Here is a 20,434-nt window from a genome sequence, read left to right on the forward strand (position 1 = left end):
CGGGCGGATAGGGTTCGCCCGTGTCCCGCCCGCAAGGTCCCCGCCGTCCCCCGCCACCCCCCGGACTGCTGGTCGTCGACAAGCCGCCGGGGATGACCTCCCACGACGTCGTCGCGCGCGTCCGCCGCATCATGGGCACCCGCAAGGTCGGCCACGCCGGCACGCTCGACCCGATGGCGACCGGCGTGCTCGTGCTTGGCATCGAACGGGCCACCAAGCTGCTCGGGCACCTGGCGCTGGACCGCAAGACCTACCTCGCGACGATCGTCCTCGGCTCCTCGACCACCACCGACGACGCCGAAGGCGAGCAGCTCACCGAAGCCTCCGCCGAGGAGGTCGCCGCGGTGACCGACGAGGCCGTCGCCGCCGGGATCGCGACGCTGACCGGGGACATCCAGCAGGTGCCCAGCGCGGTCAGCGCGGTGAAGGTCGACGGCAAGCGCGCCTACGCCCGCGTCCGCGCCGGCGAGCAGCTCGACCTGCCGCCCCGTCCGGTCACGGTGTACCGGTTCGACCTCCTGGTGCTCCGCCGCGAGGAGGGCAGGATCGAGCTCGACGCGGTGGTGGACTGCTCGTCGGGCACCTACGTGCGCGCGCTGGCACGGGATCTCGGCGCCGGGCTCGGCGCCGGCGGTCACCTCGGCGCGTTGCGGCGCACCACCGTCGGCCCGTTCGCGCTCGCCGCCGCGCGCACGCTGGAGCAGCTCGAAGAGAAACCGGAACTGTCCTTTTCGCTCGACGCGGCGGTGGCGAAGGCGTTCCCGCGCCGCGACGTCGGCACCGGGCTCGCCAAGGCGGTCCAATATGGACAGAAGGTGCCCTCGGCCGGGATCGACGGCACCTACGGGGTGTTCGCCCCGGACGGCCGGGTGCTGGCGCTCGCCGTCGACGAGGGTGGCGTGGCCCGCTCGGTGGTCGTGCTCAGCCCGGCCTAAGGTGTTCCTGTGCAGCGTTGGCGAGGGTTGTCGGATCTCCCCGGTGGGTGGGGTCGGTGCGTGGTCACCATCGGTGTCTTCGACGGTGTGCACCGCGGGCACCAGGCCCTGATCCGCAGAACGGTCGAGGTGGCCAAGGAGCGCGGGCTGCCCAGCGTGGTGCTGACCTTCGACCCGCATCCGTCCGAAGTGGTCCGCCCGGGCAGCCACCCGGCGCAGCTGACCACGTTGCGCCGCAAGGCGGAGCTGGTGGAGAGCCTCGGCGTCGACGTGTTCGCGGTGCTGCCGTTCACCCCGGAGCTCTCGCGGCTGCCCGCGCACGAGTTCGTGCACGAGATGCTGGTGGACAAGCTGCACGCGGCCGCGGTGATCGTGGGGGAGAACTTCACCTTCGGCGCGAAGGCGGCGGGTGACGTCGCGCTATTGCGCACGCTCGGCAAGCGGTTCGGGTTCGTCGCGCACGGCGCCGAGCTCCAGGGCGGCACGCTGCAGCCGGACCAGCCAGCCGAGACCGGCGAGGTCACCTTCTCCTCGACCTACGTGCGCTCGTGCATCGACGCGGGTGACATGGTCGCCGCCGCCGAAGCGCTCGGCAGGCCGCACCGGCTCGAAGGGATCGTGGTGCGCGGCGACGGGCGCGGCCACGACCTCGGCTACCCGACGGCGAACCTGTCGAGCCCGCGGTACGCGGCGGTGCCTGCCGACGGGATCTACGCGGCCTGGTTCACCCGCGCCAGCGCACCGGACCGGCCGCTGAAGGCCGCGGTGTCGGTGGGCACGAACCCGACGTTCTCCGGTCGCGAGCGGCGCGTCGAGGCGTTCGTGCTCGACGTCGACGAGGACTTCTACGGCCAGCACGTCGCGGTCGACTTCGTCGAGCGGCTGCGGGGCATGGTGAAGTTCTCCTCGTCGGAGGAGCTGGTGAAGCAGATGGACGACGACGTCGTGCGGACGCGGCAGGTACTGGCCTGAGCGCCGTCCGGTCGGGTGCATCGGGTGCGGGCCTGCCCGAATCGTGCACGCCGGGGCGCGCCACCTGGCAAGATGCCTTTCCGGACGAGGTCGCCGAAGCTGGTAGGGGAGCGGGAGCTGTGGAGGACCACAAGATCGTGCAGCGGAACATCGAGCTGCAACGGGAGTGGTACGGCGAGCCACTCGGGGACCGGGTACGCAGGCTGGTGGTCGCGTTCGACGTGTCGCAGGCGTTCCTGGCCGAGGTGCTCGGCATCAGCGCCCCGATGCTGAGCCAGGTGATGAGCGGGCGGCGGGCCAAGATCGGCAACCCGGTGGTGCTGGCCAGGATGATCATGCTGGAGCGGAAGTGCCTCACCGCCGACGTCGCCTCGGGGCGCCGTGAGGCGCTGCTCGCCGCGCTCGAGGACGTCCGCGACGCGCGCCCGACGGTGGGCAGGGACAACTTCCCGGTCTCCGCGGAGTCGCCGTCGCCCGGCTCGACCGAGGACGGCGCGATCCTGATCGCGCTGCGCGAGGTCGCCGAGAACGAGGACCTCACCGAGGCGGCCAAGCGGCTCGAAGACGACTTCCCCGCGATCGCGGACCTGCTCCGCCGTGCCGGGCGCGGTAAGCCCTGAGCACGTACTTCACGGCGCTGCTGCCGCCCTTCGACGTCACCGTGCCGCTGCGGGCGGAGCTGGCGGTGTACCCCGAGTACGGTGCGCTCCAGCAGGGCCTGCGGTGGTCCCCGCCGGACCAGTGGCACATCACGCTGTCCTACTACGGCGCGCTGCGCGACCCGGAGGGCAGGGCGGAGACGCTGCGCACGGTGTTCGCGCAGTGCCGCAGGCCGACGGTCCGGCTCGCCGGGTCGGGGACCTTCGGCAGGGTGCTGTGGCTCGGCGTCGAGGACCTCGGCGAAGGCGATCTCGACCTGCTCGCCGCTTTGGCCGGCGGGTCGGAGCGCGACTACGTGCCGCACCTGACCGTGGCCAGGGCGGAGACCAGGGTCGACCCGGAATGGACTCGGCGGCTCCAGCGTTACGAGAGCGCGTCCTGGACCGTGTCCGAGGTGGTGCTCCTGCGCAGCGACCCCGGCCAGGGCGGGCCGGTGTACACCGAGGTCGAGCGGTTCCCCCTGACCGCCGGGCGCGGTGGTCCGGTAGTCGGCTGGTAACCTTGCGAACCGGGTCCGGCTGCAGTCCGTGGCGGCCGTGACCGTCTCACCCGGCGGGCGACACCGTCCGGGCCGCACGGCACCCACCGGTGGCGCGGCCGCATGCGGTCGCGATCACCAGAACACAGGAGAGTAAGCGTGGCGCTGTCCACTGACGAGAAGAAGTCGATCCTCACCGAGTACGGCGTGCACGACTCGGACACCGGATCGCCCGAGGCGCAGGTCGCGCTGCTGACCAAGCGGATCACCGGCCTCACCGAGCACCTCAAGACCCACAAGCACGACCACCACTCGCGTCGCGGCCTGCTGTTGCTGGTCGGCCGCCGCCGCAGGCTGCTGAACTACGTGGCCAAGGTGGACATCGAGCGCTACCGGTCGCTGATCCAGCGCCTGGGCCTGCGCCGATAGCACGTTTCGAGGGGGAGTGACCGGTCAGGTCGCTCCCCCTCGGTACAAAGAAGACCGAAAACGAAGGGTCGCGCGTCGCGCCACGAGAACACGTTCGCCGGTCCTCGGTAGTGGTTCCCGGGAGAGGTCCCGGGGGCTTCGATCGAAGACCGGCCTCACTCTCGGGCGCGGGGCGCCAAGGGCTGGCACCCCGGCGCGACCGCAGAGAAAAAGAGGAGAAACACCCTATGACCGACTCCACCGGAGTCACCGTGCACGAAACCGAAGCCGTTCTCGACAACGGCCGGTTCGGCACCCGTACCGTCCGCTTCGAGACCGGCAGGCTGGCCAAGCAGGCCGCCGGCGCCGTCGTCGCGTACCTGGACGAAGAGACCATGCTGCTGTCGGCGACCACGGCGTCGAAGCACCCGAAGGAGCACTTCGACTTCTTCCCGCTGACCGTGGACGTCGAAGAGCGCATGTACGCCGCGGGCCGCATCCCCGGCGCGTTCTTCCGCCGCGAGGGCCGCCCCTCCACCGACGCGATCCTCACCTGCCGCCTGATCGACCGCCCGCTGCGCCCGTCGTTCACCGACGGTCTCCGCAACGAGATCCAGGTCGTCATCACCGTGCAGAGCCTCAACCCCGACGACCCGTACGACGTGCTCGCGATCAACGCCGCCTCGGCGTCGACGCAGATCGCGGGCCTGCCGTTCTCCGGTCCGATCGGCGGCGTGCGCGTCGCGCTGATCGAGGACCAGTGGGTCGCGTTCCCGACCTGGAGCCAGCTCGAGAAGGCGACCTTCAACATGGTCGTCGCGGGCCGGATCGTCGGCGAGGGCGCGAACGACGTCGCGATCATGATGGTCGAGGCCGAGGGCACCGAGCACACCCTGGACCTGATCGCGGCCGGCACCAAGGCGCCGAACGAGCAGTCCGTCGCCGAGGGCCTCGAGGCCGCGAAGCCGTTCATCCGCGCGCTGTGCGAGGCGCAGCAGAAGCTCGCCGAGGTCTCCGCGAAGCCGACCGGTGACTTCCCCGTCTACCTGGCGTACCAGCAGGACGCCTACGACGCCGTCGCCGCCGTCGCGACCGACGACCTCGCCAAGGCGCTGCAGATCGCGGGCAAGCAGGACCGCGACGGCGCCGTCGACGAGGTCAAGGCCGCCGTGCTGGCCAAGGTCGGCGTCGGTGAGGGCGAAGCCTTCGAAGGCCGTGACAAGGAGATCGGCGCGGCGTTCAAGTCGCTGTCGAAGAAGATCATGCGCAAGCGCGTCCTCACGGACAAGATCCGCATGGACGGCCGCGGCCTGACCGACATCCGCCAGCTCTCGGCCGAGGTCGCGGTCATCCCGCGTGCGCACGGCTCGGCGCTGTTCGAGCGCGGCGAGACGCAGATCCTGGGCGTCACCACGCTGAACATGCTGCGCATGGAGCAGCAGATCGACTCGCTGTCCCCGGAGACGACGAAGCGGTACCTGCACCACTACAACTTCCCGCCGTTCTCCACCGGCGAGACCGGCCGCGTCGGTTCGCCGAAGCGGCGCGAGATCGGCCACGGCATGCTGGCCGAGCGCGCGCTGGTGCCGGTGCTGCCGAAGCGGGACGAGTTCCCGTACGCGATCCGCCAGGTCTCCGAGGCGCTCGGCTCGAACGGCTCCACCTCGATGGGCTCGGTCTGCGCGTCCACGATGGGCCTGTACAACGCGGGTGTGCCGCTGAAGGCGCCGGTCGCGGGCATCGCGATGGGCCTGATCTCGGACGAGGTCGACGGCAAGACCGAGTACGTGGCGCTGACCGACATCCTCGGTGCCGAGGACGCCATGGGCGACATGGACTTCAAGGTCGCAGGCACCAAGGACATCATCACCGCGCTGCAGCTGGACACCAAGCTCGACGGCATCCCGTCCGAGGTGCTCGCCGCCGCGCTGAACCAGGCGAAGGACGCCAGGCACACCATCCTCGAGGTGATCGCCGAGGCGATCGACGGCCCCGACGAGATGAGCCCGTTCGCCCCCCGCGTGACCAGCGTGAAGATCCCGGTCGACAAGATCGGTGAGGTCATCGGGCCGAAGGGCAAGATGATCAACTCGATCACCGAGGAGACCGGCGCCGACATCTCGATCGAGGACGACGGCACGATCTACGTCGGCGCGGCGGACGGCCCGTCGGCGGAGGCGGCGATCGACAAGATCAACGCCATCGCCAACCCGCAGCTGCCCAAGGTCGGCGAGCGCTTCCTCGGCACCGTGGTGAAGACGGCCGCGTTCGGCGCGTTCGTCTCGCTGCTGCCGGGCAAGGACGGCCTGGTGCACATCTCCAAGCTGGGCAACGGCAAGCGCATCGGCAAGGTCGAGGACGTGGTGAACGTCGGCGACAAGCTGCGCGTGGAGATCGCCGACATCGACAACCGCGGCAAGATCAGCCTGATCGTCGTGGACGAGGACGCGAAGCCCGCCGAGGGCGACGCCCCGAAGGCCGATGACGCCGAGAAGGCCGAAGCCAAGTAAGTCCGAACAGGACAGCAGTTCCGCGAAGGCCTCCCGTGCGCGCGTGTTTCGCCGCGCGGGGGGCCTTCTCGGTCGGTACATGAGTTAGGACCCCATGGCGCGTCAGGTTTCCGGGCACGAACAGCCCGTCGGCAGCACCCGCACCCTTGAGTCCACTTCGGACGGCGCGGTGGTGAAGCGGACCGTGCTGGCAGGCGGGCTCCGCGTGGTCACCGAGCACGTGCCCGCGTCGAGGTCGGCCACCGTGGGGCTGTGGGTCGGTGTCGGTTCGCGTGACGAGCAGCCTGCCGTCGCCGGTGCCGCGCACTACCTCGAGCACCTCCTGTTCAAGGGCACCGCCAAGCGGGGCGCGACGCAGATCGCCGAGGAGATCGACGCGGTCGGCGGTGAGTTCAACGCGTTCACCTCCAAGGAGCACACCTGCTACTACGCGCAGGTGCTCGACGCCGATCTCCCCCTCGCCGTCGACCTGGTGACCGACGTCGTGTTCGACGCGCGGTGCGATCCGTCCGATGTGGACACCGAGCGCAGGGTGGTGCTCGAAGAGATCGCGATGCGCGACGACGACCCGGAGGACCTGCTGCACGAGAACTTCGTCGGCGCGGTGATGGGCACGCATCCGCTCGGCCGCCCGGTGCTGGGCACCGAAGCCTCCATCGAGGGCATGGCCGCGACAGCGCTGCGCCGCTTCTACCGCACCAGGTACACCCAGCCGAGGATGGTGCTCGCGGTCGCCGGGAACGTCGAACACGCACAGGTGCTTCGCCTGGTGCGCAAGGCACTCGGCGCGCGGCTGTCCGGTGTGGACACCCCGGTGCCGCCGCGCGCCGGTAAGGCGAGGCTGACCGGCGACGGCAAGCTGGTGCTGCACACCGACGACACCGAGCAGGCGCACGTCATGCTCGGGATGCGCGCGCTGTCGCGGCACGACCCCAGGCGCTACACGCTGAGCGTGCTCAACGCGGCGCTCGGCGGCGGGATGAGTTCCCGGCTGTTCCAGGAGGTCCGTGAACGCCGCGGGCTGGCGTACCAGGTGTATTCGTCGGTCGCGAGCTACGCCGACGTCGGTCACCTTTCGGTGTACGCGGGATGCCAGCCGGACCGGCTCGGCGAGGTCACCGGTGTGCTGACCGACGTGCTCGCCGACGTCGCCCGTGACGGCCTCTCCGACGCCGAAGTCGCGCGGGCGAAGGGACAGCTCCGCGGCGGGCTGGTGCTGGGACTGGAGGACAGCGCGTCCAGGATGTCCCGCATCGGCAAGCAGGAGCTCAACTACGGCGACTACCACGGCGTCGACGACACGGTGGCCAGGATCGACGCGGTGACCCCGGACGAGGTGGCCGATCTCGCGAAGGCGCTGCTGCGCAGGCCCCGCGGGGGAGCGGGGGTGGCCGTGTCCGCCGCGGCCGTGGTCGGCCCGTACGCTCACGACGACGACCTGCCCGACGAACTGCACGAGGTGATCGCGTGACCGAAGACCTTCAGCGCGGCGAGGGGAAACCCCTCCGGGTCGGCGTGCTCGGTGCCAGGGGCCGGATGGGCGCGCAGGCCGTCAAGGCCGTGGAAGCCAGCCGCGATCTCGAGGTCGTCGCGATGGTCGACGCCGGGGATTCGGTGTTCGAGATCGCCGACGCCGGTGCCGAGGTGGTCATCGACTTCACCCATCCCGACGTGGTGATGGACAACCTCCGGTTCGCCGTGGACCGCGGTATCCACGCGGTGGTCGGCACCACCGGGTTCACCTCGGCACGGCTGCAGACCCTGCGCGGGTGGCTTGCCGCGAAACCCGAACTGGGCGTGCTGATCGCGCCGAACTTCGCGCTCGGCGCGGTGCTCGCGATGCGGTTCGCCCAGCAGGCCGCCCGGTTCTACGAGTCGGCGGAGATCATCGAGCTGCACCACAACCGCAAGGCCGACGCGCCATCCGGCACCGCGGCGCACACCGCGAAGCTCATCGGCGAGGCCAGGTCGGCGGCGGGTCTCAAGCCCGGCCCCGACGCGACGACGTCCGAACTGGACGGTGCTCGCGGCGCCGCGATCGACGGCGTGCCGGTGCATTCGGTGCGGCTGCCCGGTCTCGTCGCGCACGAGGAGATCCTGTTCGGCGCCGACGGTGAGACGCTGACGATCCGCCACGACTCGATGGACCGCGCGTCGTTCATGCCGGGTGTGCTGCTCGGCGTCCGCACCGTACCGAAGCGCCCCGGGCTGACGATCGGCCTGGAGAACGTGATCGAACTGTGAGGGCCCGCAATCTCGCGCTGGTGCTGACCGCCGCGTTGGTGCTCTACATCGTAATGCTCGCGGACCGGGCGATCGCGTTGTTCCGCAGCGGCGAGACCTCGGGAGTCCTGCTGGGCGTCGGGGTCATGGTGCTGCCGGTGCTCGGTGCGTGGATGATCGTGGCGACCTGGCGCTCCGGCTCCAAGATCCAGCGGCTCGCGCGCAGTCTCGAAGCCGAGGGCGGGCTGCCCAACGTCGAAGACCTGCCGCGCATGCCGTCGGGCCGGGTGGACCGCAAGGCGGCCGACGCGTGGTTCGAGGACCGCAAGGCCGAGCTCGAAGCGCATCCCGACGACTGGCGCTACTGGTACCGCCTGGCATACGCCTACGACGTCGCCGGTGACCGCAAACGGGCCCGCGACACCATGCGCCGCGCCGTCGAACTGGCCAAGGCCGTGTGAGTGCCGCGAACCCCGGCGTTGGATGCCCTGAAGGTGCCCTTCAGGGACCAAGCCCCGGGCGGCTCCCGGGTGGCTCCGCACTTCGGCCACCCAGCTCACCGGAATCGACGCGCACACATCAGCACTGCGACCTCCAGGGACCTGGACGCCCCGCGGGTCAGAAGTGCAGCCAGCCCGAGAAGACGGCCGGGGCCGCGGCCAGCGCGCTGAACCGGATCATCCGGCCCGCCAGCCCCGCCGCGAGGAACGTGGACAGCGGCATCCTGACCAGGCCGGCGAGCACCGTGGTCGCCATGAACGGCGGCAGGCCGACGATCGAGCTCACGCCGTAGGTGCCGGTCATCCAGTGCGGGTGGCGGTGGCACCGGTCGCGCAGCGCGTCGAGCTTGGTGCGCAGCCATTCCGTCCTGGCGTGCCAGCGTTCGCGGCGCGCGGACGGCGGGCGTTCGCGGTGCAGCCTGGCGTGCAGTTTGTCGTGCAGCTTCTTGGGCAGCTTGATCGATCCCCGTGCCGCCAGGTAGAAGATCGACTTCCCGGCGAGCTGGCCGACCGCGACCACCAGGCCGAGTGCGAACCAGTGCAACGTGGGCTGGGCGGCGGCGAGCCCGAGCACGAAGACCTCGACGCTGACCACCGGGATCAGCGCGGAGCTGAACGCGACACCGAGCGTCACGCACAGCCAACCCAGCATGCTCGTCTCCCTCCGAATTTCCCACGCTAGCAGTCCACCACCGGGGAATCGGTGGGGTTGGCACCCGTCTTCGAGCGGCGGAACGCACCAGAAGATCACCTCTCGGACGGCTCGCCGTCATCTGCGGCTGCGATTCTCGTGAGGTGGCGCAGGAGCAGGCCGGGGCAACCGCACGGCATCGCGAGTCCCTTCCCGACCGGTTCTCGGCGCTCTGCGCGGCCGTGGTCCGCGTGCTGCCGTTCGGGCTGAGCCGCTGGGTCGCGCCCAGCTTCCTCGGCTTCGCGGTCATCAACGGCTTTACCTTCGCCGTCGACCTCGCCCTGCTCACCGCGCTCCACGGCGGGCTCGGCTGGCCGGTGCCGATCGCCATCACGGTGGCCTACCTGTGCGCGTTCGGGCTGAGCTTCGTGCTGAACCGGGCGATGAACTTCCGTTCCCACGCCCCGGTCGGCGGCCAGATGGTGAAGTACGCGATCGCGGTCGGCATCAACTACGCCGCGTTCATCCTCGGCGTCGGCAGCGGGCTCACCGCGCTCGGTGTGGAGTACCACCTGTCCCGCATCATCGCGGGCGCCTGCGAGGGCGTGTTCATGTACTCGGTGATGCGCTGGGTCGTGTTCACCGACCGCCAGGAAGACTGAGCGGCTACTCCGTCAGTTCGAGGTCGAGCGGGCCGGTCACGCGGATTTCGCGCACCGTCCGCTCGCCGGTGTCGAGCGTGCGCACGGTGCCGTCCGGCTTCCAGCCCGCGCGGCGGTAGAGCCCCAGCGACGCCGAGTCGGCCTGCGCCACCCACGCGATGCCCCGTTCGGCGCCGAGTTCGGCCAACGCGCGCGCGGCCGTGGCGAGCAGGCGGCCGCCGTGCCCGCGCCTGCCCCAGCGCGGTTCGACGAGCACGGACGCGATCATCGCGAGGTGCCCGGCGTCTTCGGGCAGCTCGCCCGCCGCGTTCGCCGCGTCCGCCTCCGGCGCGGGGCCCGACACGCTGAAGCCGACCGTGAACTCGCCTTCGACGGCCACGAAGACCCTCGTCTCCGGGTGCTCGATCGCGCCGGTCCACTGCAGCGTCGGGTCCGTCGCGTCCAGCTCGGCCAGCCCGTGCTCGCCGAGCAGATCGGCGTAGGCGGTCCGCCAGGTGTCGCGCTGGATCCTGGCGATCTCGGGGGCGTCGCCGACGGTGGCGGGGCGGACGTTCGCGGTGCTCACCACGGCAACCTAACGCATCGGCCCGGCCGCGGGAGGCCGCCCCGAAAATAACCACTGTAATTATTTAGCCGGTTGTGCCACGGTGGGCTTCGTGAGGACTCGACCTTGGCTCGCCTGGACCGCGCTCGGTGTCGTGTACGTCGTATGGGGGTCGACGTACCTGGCCATCCGCTCGCTGGTGGGCACCGTTCCGCCCCTGCTCGGCGCCGGGATCCGGTTCGGTGCCGCTGGCCCGGTGCTGCTCGCGGCGGTGGCGGTGGCGGCGGGTCGTGGCGCGTTCCGGGTCACCGGGCGGCAGGCCGGTGCCGCGGTGGTCCTCGGGCTCCTCATGGCGGGTGGCGGGCAGGGCCTGCTGACCATCGCGGAGACCAAGGTGTCCTCGGGGATCGCGGCCCTGCTCGTCGCCGTCGTGCCGCTGTACGTGCTCGCGCTGCGGCGGCTGCTCGGCGACCGGCCGCCGAAGGTGACCGCGGTGGGCGTCGCGCTCGGACTGGCCGGGCTCGCCGCGCTCCTGCTGCTGGGCGGGCAGGCCGGCGGGGCGCACGGCACCGCCTGGTGGGCGCCGCCGCTGGTGCTGGTCGCCGCGTTCAGCTGGGCACTGGGCACGGTCGCCAGCACCCGGCTGAAGATGCCGCCGAACCCGTTCACCACCGCGGGTATCGAACTGACCGCCGCCGGGGCCGCCCTGTCGGCCACCGGGCTCGCGAGCGGGCAGCGGCTGGTGCTCGACGAGGTGAGCACCGCGTCGTGGCTCGCGCTCGCGTACCTGATCGTCGCGGGCTCGCTGATCGCGTACAGCGCCTACGTTTTCGTGCTCGCCGAGCTCCCGCTGTCCACTGTGGCCACCTACGCGTACGTGAACCCCGTCATCGCGGTGGTGCTCGGCGTGCTGTTCGCGGGCGAACGGTTCGGCGCGGCACAGCTCGCCGGCGCGCTGCTCGTGCTCGCGGCGGTGGCGGTGGTGGTCCGCGCGGAACGGACGGCCGAACCGAAAATGTCGGTGGGTGCTGGCACGATGAGGTGATCATGCAGACGATGAGTGTGGCGGCCGCGCGGCGCACGGCGCTGGCCGCGCAGGGTTTCTCGGATCCACGTCCGGCGGGCGAGCCGACGCGGCGGCACCTGCGGAAGGTGCTTTCGCGCGTGCGGCTGATCCAGCTCGACTCGGTGAACGTCGCGGTGCGCGCGCACTACGCGCCGCTGTTCGCCAGGCTCGGGGCGTACGACCCGGCGCTGGTGGACGACGCGGCGTGGGCGCATTCGGCCAAGCGGCCCCGGATGCTGGTGGAGTACTGGGCGCACGAGGCGAGCCTGATCCCGGTGGAGGACTGGCCGCTGCTGCACTCCGGTGCCAAGCGGCCGGGCTGGTGGCGGAACTACCGGCCGCTGGTGGACGCGTCGCCGGGGCTGGTCGACGACATCCTCGCCGTGGTCGAGGAACTGGGCCCGATCGGCGCGGGCGGGATCGAGCGCGAGGTCGCGGGTTCGTCGAAGCGGATGCCGGGGTCCTGGTGGGAGCGCTCGGAGGTGAAGAAGGTGTGCGAGTGGCTGTTCGGCATGGGCACGCTGACCACCGGCACCCGCCGTTCCTTCGAACGCCTCTACGACCTCACCGAGCGGGTGGTCCCGCCGGAGATCCACGGCCGCGCGGTGTCCAAAGAGGAGGGTGCGCGCAGGCTGGTCGAGAACTCGGCGACCGCGCTGGGCGTCGCCACCGAGACCGATCTGCGGGACTACTACCGGCTCGGGCCGGAGATCACCAGGCAGGCCATCGGCGAACTGGTCGGCGACGGCGTCCTCGAACCCGTCGCCGTCGAGGGCTGGCGCGGCACGGCCTACCGGCACGCCGCCGCCCGCACGCCGCGGTCGGTCACCGGCCGGGCGCTGCTGTGCCCCTTCGACCCGCTGATCTGGGAACGGGCGCGCACCGAGCGGCTCTTCGGCTTCCGCTACCGCATCGAGATCTACGTGCCGGAACCCAAGCGGGAGTACGGTTACTACGTGTACCCGTTCCTGCTCGACGGCGAACTCGTCGGCAGGGTCGACCTCAAGGCGGACCGCGCGGCCGGGGTGCTGCGCGCGCAGGGCGCGTTCAGCGAACCCGGCACCGACAGGAAGCGCGTGGCGGGCGAGCTCGCCGCCGAGCTCCGGCACATGGCCGACTGGCTGGAGCTCGACGGCGTGGTCACCGGCGGGCGCGGGGATCTCGCTCCCGCGCTGTCCCAGGCGCTCTGAGCGCGCGCCGGGGCAGGGACGCGGCGGCGGAGAGCGCGGCCACCACGAGCAGCGCGATCGCCCCGGCGCGGAAGCCCGCGCCGGGATCGCCCGCGGCGGCCCAGGTGAGCGCGCCGAGCGCCGGGCCGACGGAGAACCCGATGTTCCTCGCGAGCGCGCTCACTCCGCTGGACGCCCCGAACCGGCCTGCCGGAGTGAGGTCCAGCAGCACGGCCGCGTTCGGCCCGGCGAACAGGCCCTGCCCGATCCCGAGCAGCGCCAGCCGCCACGCGAGCGCGCCGGGCGTGCTCTGCTCGCCGGTGAACAGCAGCGACGCCGTCCCGCCCGCGAACACCACCGCGCCCGCGAACGCGACCCGCGCGCTGCCCGTCCGGTCGGCGACCACGCCCGCGACGGGCGAGGTGACGGCCATCGCGGCGGACAGGCACAGCAGCGCCGCGCCGATCTCGCCCGGCGTCGCGTGCGCCGTGGCGGCGAGGAAGTAGGGCACCAGGAAGTTCACCGCGCCGACCGCGGCCGTGGCCAGCGTCAGCGCGAGCAGCGCGCGGGACATGCCAGGCCGCCGCACGAGCGCGATGACCGGACGGGACGGGCGCAGGGCCGCCCACACCGCCGTGCCCACGCCCGCGGCCGCCACCAGCAGCAGCGGCGGCACGACGCTCCCTCGACGGCCGAAGAGGTCCAGCGCGAGGAACAGCGCCGCCGACGCCGTGCCGAGCACGAGCGTCTCGGTCAGCATCCCGCGCTCGGGCTTCGGCAGACCCGGCCCCTCCCGCGCGATGGCGCGCATCCCGCATCCGACGGCGAGCGCCGCCACCGGGATGTTCACCAGGAAGACCGAACGCCAGCCGAAGGCTTCGGTGAGCAGCCCGCCCAGCGCCGGGCCCGCGACACCGCTCAGCGGGATCAGCGTCAGCACCACCGCCATCGCCCGCGCCCGGTGCTCCTGGCGGACCGAGCGGCCCACGATCGGCAGCACCGTCACGCCGACGAGCGCGCCGAAGAGGCCCTGCAGCACCCGCGCGGCCACGACGAACGCGAAACCGGGCGCGAGCGCGATCAGCGCGCTGGCCACGCCGAACCCGCCGACGGCGAACGCGAACGCGGTCCTCGGATCGGCGCGGTCGAGCCAGCGGCCCGCGGGCACGCTCAGCGCGACCAGCGGAAGCGAGTAGCCGAGCAGCACCCACTGCGTTGCCGACGAACCGGCGCCGAGATCGTCGCCGAGCACCGGCAGCACCACCGCGACGATCGTCATGTCGAGCCCGGCGAGCACCACGCCGAGAGAGGCGGCGACCACCGCACCCCAGCGCGTCCGTTCCGGTGCCGCGGGGGCGGTCAAACCGCCGCCCCCGTCCGCACGTGCCGCGCCAGCCGGTCGAGCAGCGCGGCGAGTGCGGCCCGCAGGTCGTGGTCGAGCAGCCGGTCGTCCTCGTCGAACTGGCGGAACGCGTGCGGCACCGGGAGCGGCCCGCCGACGACGGTGGCGCCCGCGGCGGAGAGCACGCGCGCGAGCTGCTCCTGCGCGCCCGCCGCGCCGCCCGCGCCCGGGCTCGCGCCGACGACCACCGCGGGCTTCCCGGTGAGCGAGGCTTCCCCGTGCGGGCGCGACGCCCAGTCCAGCGCGTTCTTGAGCTGACCTGGCACCGACCCGTTGTATTCGGGGCTGGCGATCAGCAGGCCGCCGGCGGCGTCGATCGCGGCGCGCAGCCCGGCGACGGCGGCCGGGGCGGGGCCGTCTTCGGCGTCCTCGTCGAACGGCGGCACCAGGCGGAGTTCGTCCCACACGGTCAGGCGCACGCCGTCGGCGGGGAGTTCACGGGCGGCCGCGGTGAGCAGGCGGCGGTTGAAGGAACCCCGCCGCAGGCTCCCCGGCAGCCCCAGGATGGTCATGGTCATGCAGATCTCGATCCGCGCGGGGCCGGTGGATCCGGCCCGTCCGTGATCGACGGTTTCGCTAAGGCGGGGGCCCGCGCATGGGGCGCGCGCCCTATCCCGCCATCCGGAGCCGCGGCTAAGGGCTCAGGTGAGCAGCCCGAGACGGCGTGCCTGCGCGGCGGCCTCCACCCGGTTCGCGACGGCGAGCTTGCCGAGGATGTTGGACACGTGCACGCTCGCCGTCTTCGCGGAGATGAACAGGCGCTCGCCGATGTCGGCGTTGCCGAGCCCGTCGGCGACGAGGTGCAGGATCTCCAGCTCGCGCGGCGTCAGCCCGTGCGATCCGGTGCGGGGCGCGCGTTCGCCCGGCGTGATCCGCGCGCGACGGGCGAGGTCGGTGGCGCGCTCGCGCAGCGGTGTCGCACCGAGTGCGGCGGTCAGGGCGGCCACCTGGCCGAGGTGCGCTGCCGCCCGTGTGCGCTCTCCGGCAGCGATCGCCGCTTCGGCCGCGCCCATCGCGGTTTCCGCGCGCTCCCAAGGCTGTCCGAGCTCGCGCCACGCTTCGGTGGCCGATTCCCACGCGGTGACGTCCTCGCGGGTGATCTCAGCCGCGAACGACCGCGCGTGTGCCTCCTGCACCGGGCCCGCCGCCCGCAGCGTCTCCGCCTGCGCGCGCAGCCGTGACCGCAGGTCGTCGGCGCCGAGTGCGTGCGCGACGCGGGAACCGGCGACCAGCAACGGCCAGGCGAACCGGGACGCGGCCGCGCCGAACCCGGTGAGCGCGCGGTCCAGCACGGCCGCCGCCGCGTCCGCGCGGTCCTGGGCGAGCCGGAGCTCGATTTCGAGGCGGGGCACCAGCAACGGGTCCGGCGGGAACCGGATTTCGGTGCCGGGCAGTGCGTGCACGCGCGCCAGTACCCCGTCCGGCAGCCGGCGGTCACCCCGGCGCAGTGCGACGAAACCCTTGAGGCACAGCACCTGCGCGCTGAATCCGGCCGGTGGCGCGAGTTCGAGCGCGTGGTCGCCGGATTCGAGCGCCTCGTCCCAGCGGCCGGCCGAGATGAGCGCGGTGATCAGGTCGACGGCGTGCGCCGCGCCGTAGGACCGCGCGAGCCCGGCGTCCCGGGCGATGACGAGGCCGGATCTGGCCACCGACACCGCTTCGCCGAGCCGCCCGTACGCGTGCAGCAGGGTCGATTCGCTGTGCAGCGCCCGCAGCCGTTCCCTTGGTGCGTCGACGTTTTCCGCGATCGCGCGTGCCCTGGCCAGCCGGGGGAGCTGGGCGTCCAGATCGCCGTCCCTCGCGTCGAGCACGGCGAGCGTGACTAGCGCGGACGCCTCCGAGGGATCGTCGCCGGCCTCGTGCGCGGCCGCGAGCCCCCGCTGGGCGTACTGACGCGCTTCGTCCTCCAGCGGCACCTCCATCAGCGCGGCGGCGAGCGCGTTGAGCAGGAATCCGCGCGCGGGATGCCCGTCGGGCACTATCTCGACGGCCCGCCGCCGGTCCCCGAGCGCATCGGGCCTGCCGAGCTGGCCGCGCATCCGGCCGCGGAGCTCCAGCAGCAGCGCGGTGCGGACGCGATCGGTACCGGGGTCGAGTTCGGCGAGCGCGGCGGTCGCGAGCAGGTCGCCTTCCTCGGGGTCACCGGCGCGGTTCGCCGCCTCCGTCGCCCGTTCGAGCACGGTGAACCGCCCGGCGCCGACGCGATCCGCGGCGTCGGGCACCCGGTCCCACAGTTCGAGCACGCGGGACAGCAGGCGCAACTGCTCGGCGTAGGCGAGGGAGCGGCGTGCGACGTTCGCCGCCTCCCACGCGGCGTGCAGCGCTTCGCCGGGTTTCCGCGCCGCGTAGAGGTGGTGGGCGAGTTCCTCGGTCCAGTGCCCGCCGGAGGCGCCGGCCCTGATCGCGTCGGCGTACCGCGCGTGCAGCGCGATCCGCTCACCGGGCAGCAGGGTCCGGTACACCGCGTCCCTGATGAGCGCGTGCCGGAAGGCGTAGCCGTCGCCGTCGACGACGAGCACGCCCGCGTCGACGGCCGCCGAAACCGCTTCGCCCGGGGCCGATCCGGCGACGGTCACGAGCAACTCGTGGTCGACCCTGCCGACGGCGGCGCTGGCCGCGCGCACGATCGGCGCCGCGCCGGGGGTGTGCGCCGTGAGCCGGTCGACGCGGGCGAGCAACAGGTCGTCGAGTGAGGGCGGCAGGGGACCGTCGCCCGCTTCGAGAACCGCTTCGACGAACAGCGGGTTGCCTTCGCTGCGTTCGTGCACCGCGCCGACGAGTTCGGGTGCGGGCTCCGCGTCGAGGATCGCGCGGACCTGGTGCACGACCTCCCGGCGGGACAGCCTGGCGAGGTCGATCCGCTCGACCCACGGGACACGGCCCAGCTCGGCGAGCAGCGACCGCAGCGGATGCGCCCGTCCCAGCTCGTCGGACCGGTGGGTGACCACCAGGAGCGAGCCGGGGATCGCGCGCTGGTTGCGGACCAGGAACTGCAGCAGGTCGCGGCTGGACCGGTCGGCCCAGTGCGCGTCCTCGACGACGAGCACGAGCGGACGGCCGGCGGCAAGGCGCGCGAGAACGGTGAGCGTGCCTTCGAAGAGGCGGGCGCGCGCGTCGTCGCCGGTGCCCCGTGGCTCGCCCGCTGTTTCGGCGGGGAGCAGGGGCCCGAGATCCGCGCGCACCTTCGCGGGGACGGCTTCGCCGAAGTCCGGATCGGCGATGAGACCGCGCAACGCGGCGACGAACGGGACGAACGGCAGGTCCGCGCCGCCGAGGTCGACGCAGCCGCCGAGGAGCACCCGCGCGTCGGCCGCGCCGGTGAACTCCGCGACGAGCCTGGACTTCCCGATCCCGGCTTCCCCGCCGACCAGCACGGTCGCGTACTCCCCGCGGGCACAGCGCGCCAGCGCGTCGGCCAACCGCGCGGTTTCCCGCTCGCGGCCGACCAGGACCGGGCTCGCCCCCTGCGCGCTCACGAGCTTTCCCCCTTCCCCGGTTCAGCGGTCCATCCTAGGACTCGCGCCGACACGCGCCCGGCATCAACGGGTGTCACCCCTTCGTGGGCTACCGTGACGCGATGCCTTCCCCCGCCCCGACCCCCGCGGCCGGTGGCGAGGCCACGGGCGTGCTGTGGGCGAAGATCACCGATCCGGACGCGGACCTGCCCGGATTCGCGCCGGGCGACGACGTGCGCGTGCTGCTCCCCGACGACGAGCGGTTCACCGTGCTCGGGGAAAAGCTGCTGGCCAACGGCGTCGACGGCGCCGCCGTGCGCCGGGTCCGGTACCTGCTGGAAGACGAGACCGTCCGCGGCTCGTCGCCCGCCAGGCTCACCGTCGACACCGCGGAGTGCCATCTCGGGAAGTCGGTACCGCGGCAGTTCCCCCGGGTCACCGGCAGCGGAGCCGAAGCCGCCCGCGACGCGTTCGACGCGTTGTGGCAGGCGCACGTGCCGCCGGAAGGCGTGTCACCGGTGCCCGCCGCGGACGTGCTGCCGCCGGACTGGCTGCGGTTCCTGCCCTACCCGGAGCTGAACCCGGCGCAGGCCGTCACGGTCCCCGAAGTGCTGGCGCACGACGACCACCTGGTGATCGTCGCGCCCACCGGCGCGGGCAAGACGGTGATGGGCATGACCGCGGCGCTGAAGGCCGTGCTGGCGCAGGGGCGCAAGGCCGCCTGGCTGGTGCCGCAGCGTTCGCTGACCGACGAGCTGAACCGCGAACTGGACCAGTGGCGAGAGCAGGGACTGCGCGTCGAACGCCTTTCCGGTGAGTACAGTGTGGACATTCAACGGGTCCGCGAGGCGGATTTGTGGGTGGCCACCACGGAGAAGTTCGAGGCGATCTGCCGCGCCTCCTCATTGCGGGAGGCGCTGACCGAGGTCGGCTGCCTCATCGTCGACGAGATCCACCTGCTCGGCGACCCGGCGCGCGGCCCGGTGCTCGAAGCGCTGCTCGCCAGGATGCGCGGCGAGGACGCGCGGATGCGCATCGTCGGGCTGTCGGCGACGGTGTCCAACGCGGACCAGGTCGCCGCATGGCTCGGCGCGAAACTGCTTCGCGTGGCGTGGCGGCCGACCAAGCTCACCTGGCAGCTGCCGACCATCGCCGCGCACCGAGACTGGGGCCTGGTCGAAACGGCCAGGATCCGGCTGGCGAGTTCGATCACCAGGACGGTCACCCGCGACGGCGGCAGCGTGCTCGTCTTCTGCGGCAGCAAGCGGAACGTGCGGCGCACCGCGCTGATCATCGCCGCCGCGCTCGGGGCGGCGACCGACGGCGTGCACCCCGACGATCTCGACCGGCTGCACGAGGTGTGCCGGTCGGCGCGGGTCGGGCTGCACTACAAGGGCTGGGAGCACAAGCGACAGTCCGAAGTGGACTTCCGGGCGCGCGAGCTGGACGTGCTGGTGGCCACCTCCACGGTCGCGGCCGGGGTGAACCTGCCCGCCCGCGCGGTGGTCATCCAGGACACCGAGGTGGGGCTGAACCCGATCGACGTCGCCACCGTGCAGCAGATGTTCGGCCGCGCCGGGCGGATCGGCGCGGGGGAGCGCGAGGGCTGGGCGTTCCTCATCGTCACCGAGAACGAACGCGCCGCGTGGCAGGCCAAACTGGTGGCGGGGCACACCGTGCGCTCGCAGATCGAGTCCAGCCTCGCCGACCACGTGCTCGCCGAGGCAGTGCAGGGCCGCATCTCCTCGCTCGCCGAGGCGGAGCGGTGGTGGGTGGGCACGTTCGCGTGCCACCAGGGGAGCCGGAGCCTCGCGCCGCTGCGCCGGGCGATCGACTTCCTCACCGAGGCCGGGTTCCTCGCCGCGGCATCCGATGACGCCGACCGGGTGGTGGCGACCGAACTGGGGCTGCTCACCGCGCGCCTGATGGTCTCCGCGACGGTCGGCCACGAGATCCGCCTCGCGCTCGCCGACACCGAACTGCCGGACGGGCCGGAGGCGGCGGAAGCGGCGCTGATCGATCTGGTGTCCACTGTGGTCCCGAAACTGGCGGGCACCGCGATCAGCGAGGAGCTGAAACCCGTTGTGGCGCGGGCGTTGCGGCCCGGCGGTGGCGACTACCAGCGCGGCGATCTCGCCAGGATGGCACTGCGGCTGGTGGCCTCGAATCCGGACGCGTTCCGCCGCGGCGCGCGCGTGATCGACGGAATCCCTTATGTGGCGCTCTATCCGGCGTTGGAGGAGGCGCCGAGGTACCTGCACTGGCTCGGCTGCCAGGGCCTGCTCGGCACGGTGCACCCGTGGGGTGCGATCGTGGCCGCCGATCTGGGCAGGCGGGTGCGCTGGCGAAGGTGCCGCCCCCGGCGGGGCGCCGGCAGGCTGCTGTGGATGTGCGAGCAGCTCGCCACCCCGCCGCACGCCGAGGACCTCGTGCCCGAACTCTTCGCCGCGGCAACCGAACGCGGCCTGACGAGTCCGGATTGGACGGTCGGCGTCCGGCCGCGCGGCACGGTGCTCGACGAGCAGTCCTACCCCGCGCTGCTGCGCGAGCGCGCCAGCGCCGCGGAGATCGGGCACGACGGCGGGGTGGTGACGGCGTCGGGCCCGGAGGGCAGCGTGCTCGGCACCTGGCTCGGCAAGCGGTACCGGCGCGACGCGGTGCCGAAGGGCGGCGTGCGGGTGGCGCTGCCTGCCGGGGAGCTCGGCGAACCGGGTGCCGCGCTGTTCACCTGGCGCGGCGACCACCGCGCCACCGGCTGGCTGGCGCGCTATTCCGCGCTCGCGCCGGGGAACGCCCGGTAAACGCGATTTCGAAAACGA

Annotated in this window: 18 protein-coding genes; 13 read left to right on the top strand and 5 right to left on the bottom strand. The window is 72.5% G+C overall.

The window, feature by feature from the left end; all coding sequences use genetic code 11:
* Positions 1 to 20: 20 nt before the first annotated feature.
* From truB to ABD256_RS04225, 9 genes are all read left to right on the top strand, one after another.
* Complete coding sequence (gene truB / locus ABD256_RS04185; RefSeq protein WP_344413589.1) at positions 21 to 935, top strand: tRNA pseudouridine(55) synthase TruB; 915 nt, start codon at positions 21 to 23, stop codon at positions 933 to 935.
* A 9-nt stretch (positions 936 to 944) separates the two neighbouring features.
* Positions 945 to 1,907, top strand: coding sequence for a bifunctional riboflavin kinase/FAD synthetase (locus tag ABD256_RS04190; protein ID WP_344413591.1), 963 nt, complete (start codon positions 945 to 947; stop codon positions 1,905 to 1,907).
* A 119-nt stretch (positions 1,908 to 2,026) separates the two neighbouring features.
* Entirely contained in the window at positions 2,027 to 2,527 is a 501-nt protein-coding gene (locus ABD256_RS04195) for a helix-turn-helix transcriptional regulator (RefSeq protein ID WP_344413593.1), read from the top strand.
* 41 nt (positions 2,528 to 2,568) lie between these two features.
* Positions 2,569 to 3,066: an RNA 2',3'-cyclic phosphodiesterase gene (gene thpR / locus ABD256_RS04200; protein ID WP_344413595.1), complete on the top strand. Its 498-nt coding sequence runs from the start codon at positions 2,569 to 2,571 to the stop codon at positions 3,064 to 3,066.
* Between the two features lie 102 nt (positions 3,067 to 3,168).
* Positions 3,169 to 3,474, top strand: coding sequence for a 30S ribosomal protein S15 (gene rpsO / locus ABD256_RS04205; protein ID WP_425546374.1), 306 nt, complete (start codon positions 3,169 to 3,171; stop codon positions 3,472 to 3,474).
* Positions 3,475 to 3,701: 227 nt separating this feature from the next.
* Entirely contained in the window at positions 3,702 to 5,963 is a 2,262-nt protein-coding gene (locus ABD256_RS04210) for a polyribonucleotide nucleotidyltransferase (protein ID WP_344413601.1), read from the top strand.
* A gap of 94 nt (positions 5,964 to 6,057) precedes the next feature.
* Entirely contained in the window at positions 6,058 to 7,434 is a 1,377-nt protein-coding gene (locus tag ABD256_RS04215; RefSeq protein WP_344413603.1) for a M16 family metallopeptidase, read from the top strand.
* Positions 7,431 to 8,207: a 4-hydroxy-tetrahydrodipicolinate reductase gene (gene dapB / locus ABD256_RS04220; RefSeq protein ID WP_344413605.1), complete on the top strand. Its 777-nt coding sequence runs from the start codon at positions 7,431 to 7,433 to the stop codon at positions 8,205 to 8,207. Before ABD256_RS04215 ends, dapB begins: the two co-directional genes overlap by 4 nt.
* Positions 8,204 to 8,647: a tetratricopeptide repeat protein gene (locus tag ABD256_RS04225; RefSeq protein ID WP_344413607.1), complete on the top strand. Its 444-nt coding sequence runs from the start codon at positions 8,204 to 8,206 to the stop codon at positions 8,645 to 8,647. Before dapB ends, ABD256_RS04225 begins: the two co-directional genes overlap by 4 nt.
* A gap of 157 nt (positions 8,648 to 8,804) precedes the next feature.
* On the opposite strand, the gene ABD256_RS04230 is transcribed toward ABD256_RS04225, so the two are convergent.
* Complete coding sequence (locus ABD256_RS04230; protein WP_344413609.1) at positions 8,805 to 9,338, bottom strand: hypothetical protein; 534 nt, start codon at positions 9,336 to 9,338, stop codon at positions 8,805 to 8,807.
* A 143-nt stretch (positions 9,339 to 9,481) separates the two neighbouring features.
* On the opposite strand from ABD256_RS04230, the gene ABD256_RS04235 reads away from it, so the two are divergent.
* Positions 9,482 to 9,979 carry a GtrA family protein gene (locus ABD256_RS04235; protein ID WP_344413611.1) on the top strand — a complete coding sequence of 166 codons (498 nt, stop codon included), beginning with the start codon at positions 9,482 to 9,484 and terminating at the stop codon, positions 9,977 to 9,979.
* A gap of 4 nt (positions 9,980 to 9,983) precedes the next feature.
* Here the strand turns inward: ABD256_RS04235 and ABD256_RS04240 are convergent, their stop codons facing one another.
* Entirely contained in the window at positions 9,984 to 10,544 is a 561-nt protein-coding gene (locus ABD256_RS04240; RefSeq protein WP_344413613.1) for a GNAT family N-acetyltransferase, read from the bottom strand.
* Between the two features lie 91 nt (positions 10,545 to 10,635).
* On the opposite strand from ABD256_RS04240, the gene ABD256_RS04245 reads away from it, so the two are divergent.
* Positions 10,636 to 11,568: an EamA family transporter gene (locus ABD256_RS04245; RefSeq protein ID WP_344413615.1), complete on the top strand. Its 933-nt coding sequence runs from the start codon at positions 10,636 to 10,638 to the stop codon at positions 11,566 to 11,568.
* Positions 11,569 to 11,570: 2 nt separating this feature from the next.
* Positions 11,571 to 12,779, top strand: a complete 1,209-nt coding sequence (locus tag ABD256_RS04250) for a winged helix-turn-helix domain-containing protein (protein ID WP_344413617.1) — start codon at positions 11,571 to 11,573, stop codon at positions 12,777 to 12,779.
* Here the strand turns inward: ABD256_RS04250 and ABD256_RS04255 are convergent.
* From ABD256_RS04255 to ABD256_RS04265, 3 genes are all read right to left on the bottom strand, one after another.
* Complete coding sequence (locus tag ABD256_RS04255; protein WP_344413619.1) at positions 12,730 to 14,121, bottom strand: MFS transporter; 1,392 nt, start codon at positions 14,119 to 14,121, stop codon at positions 12,730 to 12,732. The two genes, ABD256_RS04250 and ABD256_RS04255, sit on opposite strands and share 50 nt — an antisense overlap.
* Positions 14,118 to 14,678, bottom strand: a complete 561-nt coding sequence (locus tag ABD256_RS04260) for an NADPH-dependent FMN reductase (protein ID WP_344413621.1) — start codon at positions 14,676 to 14,678, stop codon at positions 14,118 to 14,120. Before ABD256_RS04260 ends, ABD256_RS04255 begins: the two co-directional genes overlap by 4 nt.
* A 123-nt stretch (positions 14,679 to 14,801) precedes the next feature.
* Positions 14,802 to 17,636, bottom strand: coding sequence for a helix-turn-helix transcriptional regulator (locus tag ABD256_RS04265; RefSeq protein ID WP_344413623.1), 2,835 nt, complete (start codon positions 17,634 to 17,636; stop codon positions 14,802 to 14,804).
* Between the two features lie 101 nt (positions 17,637 to 17,737).
* On the opposite strand from ABD256_RS04265, the gene ABD256_RS04270 reads away from it, so the two are divergent.
* Positions 17,738 to 20,416 carry a DEAD/DEAH box helicase gene (locus ABD256_RS04270; protein ID WP_344413625.1) on the top strand — a complete coding sequence of 893 codons (2,679 nt, stop codon included), beginning with the start codon at positions 17,738 to 17,740 and terminating at the stop codon, positions 20,414 to 20,416.
* Positions 20,417 to 20,434: the final 18 nt, after the last annotated feature.

The organism is Amycolatopsis minnesotensis, assembly GCF_039529815.1.
GTDB lineage: Bacteria > Actinomycetota > Actinomycetes > Mycobacteriales > Pseudonocardiaceae > Amycolatopsis > Amycolatopsis minnesotensis.

What these genes read in the sequence shown, in the direction of transcription:
- ABD256_RS04250 (WP_344413617.1), top strand. Translation starts at nt 11,571, where the DNA reads ATGCAGACGATGAGTGTGGCGGCCGCGCGGCGCACGGCGCTGGCCGCG.
- rpsO (WP_425546374.1), top strand. Translation starts at nt 3,169, where the DNA reads ATGCGGTCGCGATCACCAGAACACAGGAGAGTAAGCGTGGCGCTGTCC.
- ABD256_RS04230 (WP_344413609.1), bottom strand. Translation starts at nt 9,338, where the DNA reads ATGCTGGGTTGGCTGTGCGTGACGCTCGGTGTCGCGTTCAGCTCCGCG.
- ABD256_RS04210 (WP_344413601.1), top strand. Translation starts at nt 3,702, where the DNA reads ATGACCGACTCCACCGGAGTCACCGTGCACGAAACCGAAGCCGTTCTC.
- ABD256_RS04260 (WP_344413621.1), bottom strand. Translation starts at nt 14,678, where the DNA reads ATGACCATGACCATCCTGGGGCTGCCGGGGAGCCTGCGGCGGGGTTCC.
- ABD256_RS04270 (WP_344413625.1), top strand. Translation starts at nt 17,738, where the DNA reads ATGCCTTCCCCCGCCCCGACCCCCGCGGCCGGTGGCGAGGCCACGGGC.
- ABD256_RS04215 (WP_344413603.1), top strand. Translation starts at nt 6,058, where the DNA reads ATGGCGCGTCAGGTTTCCGGGCACGAACAGCCCGTCGGCAGCACCCGC.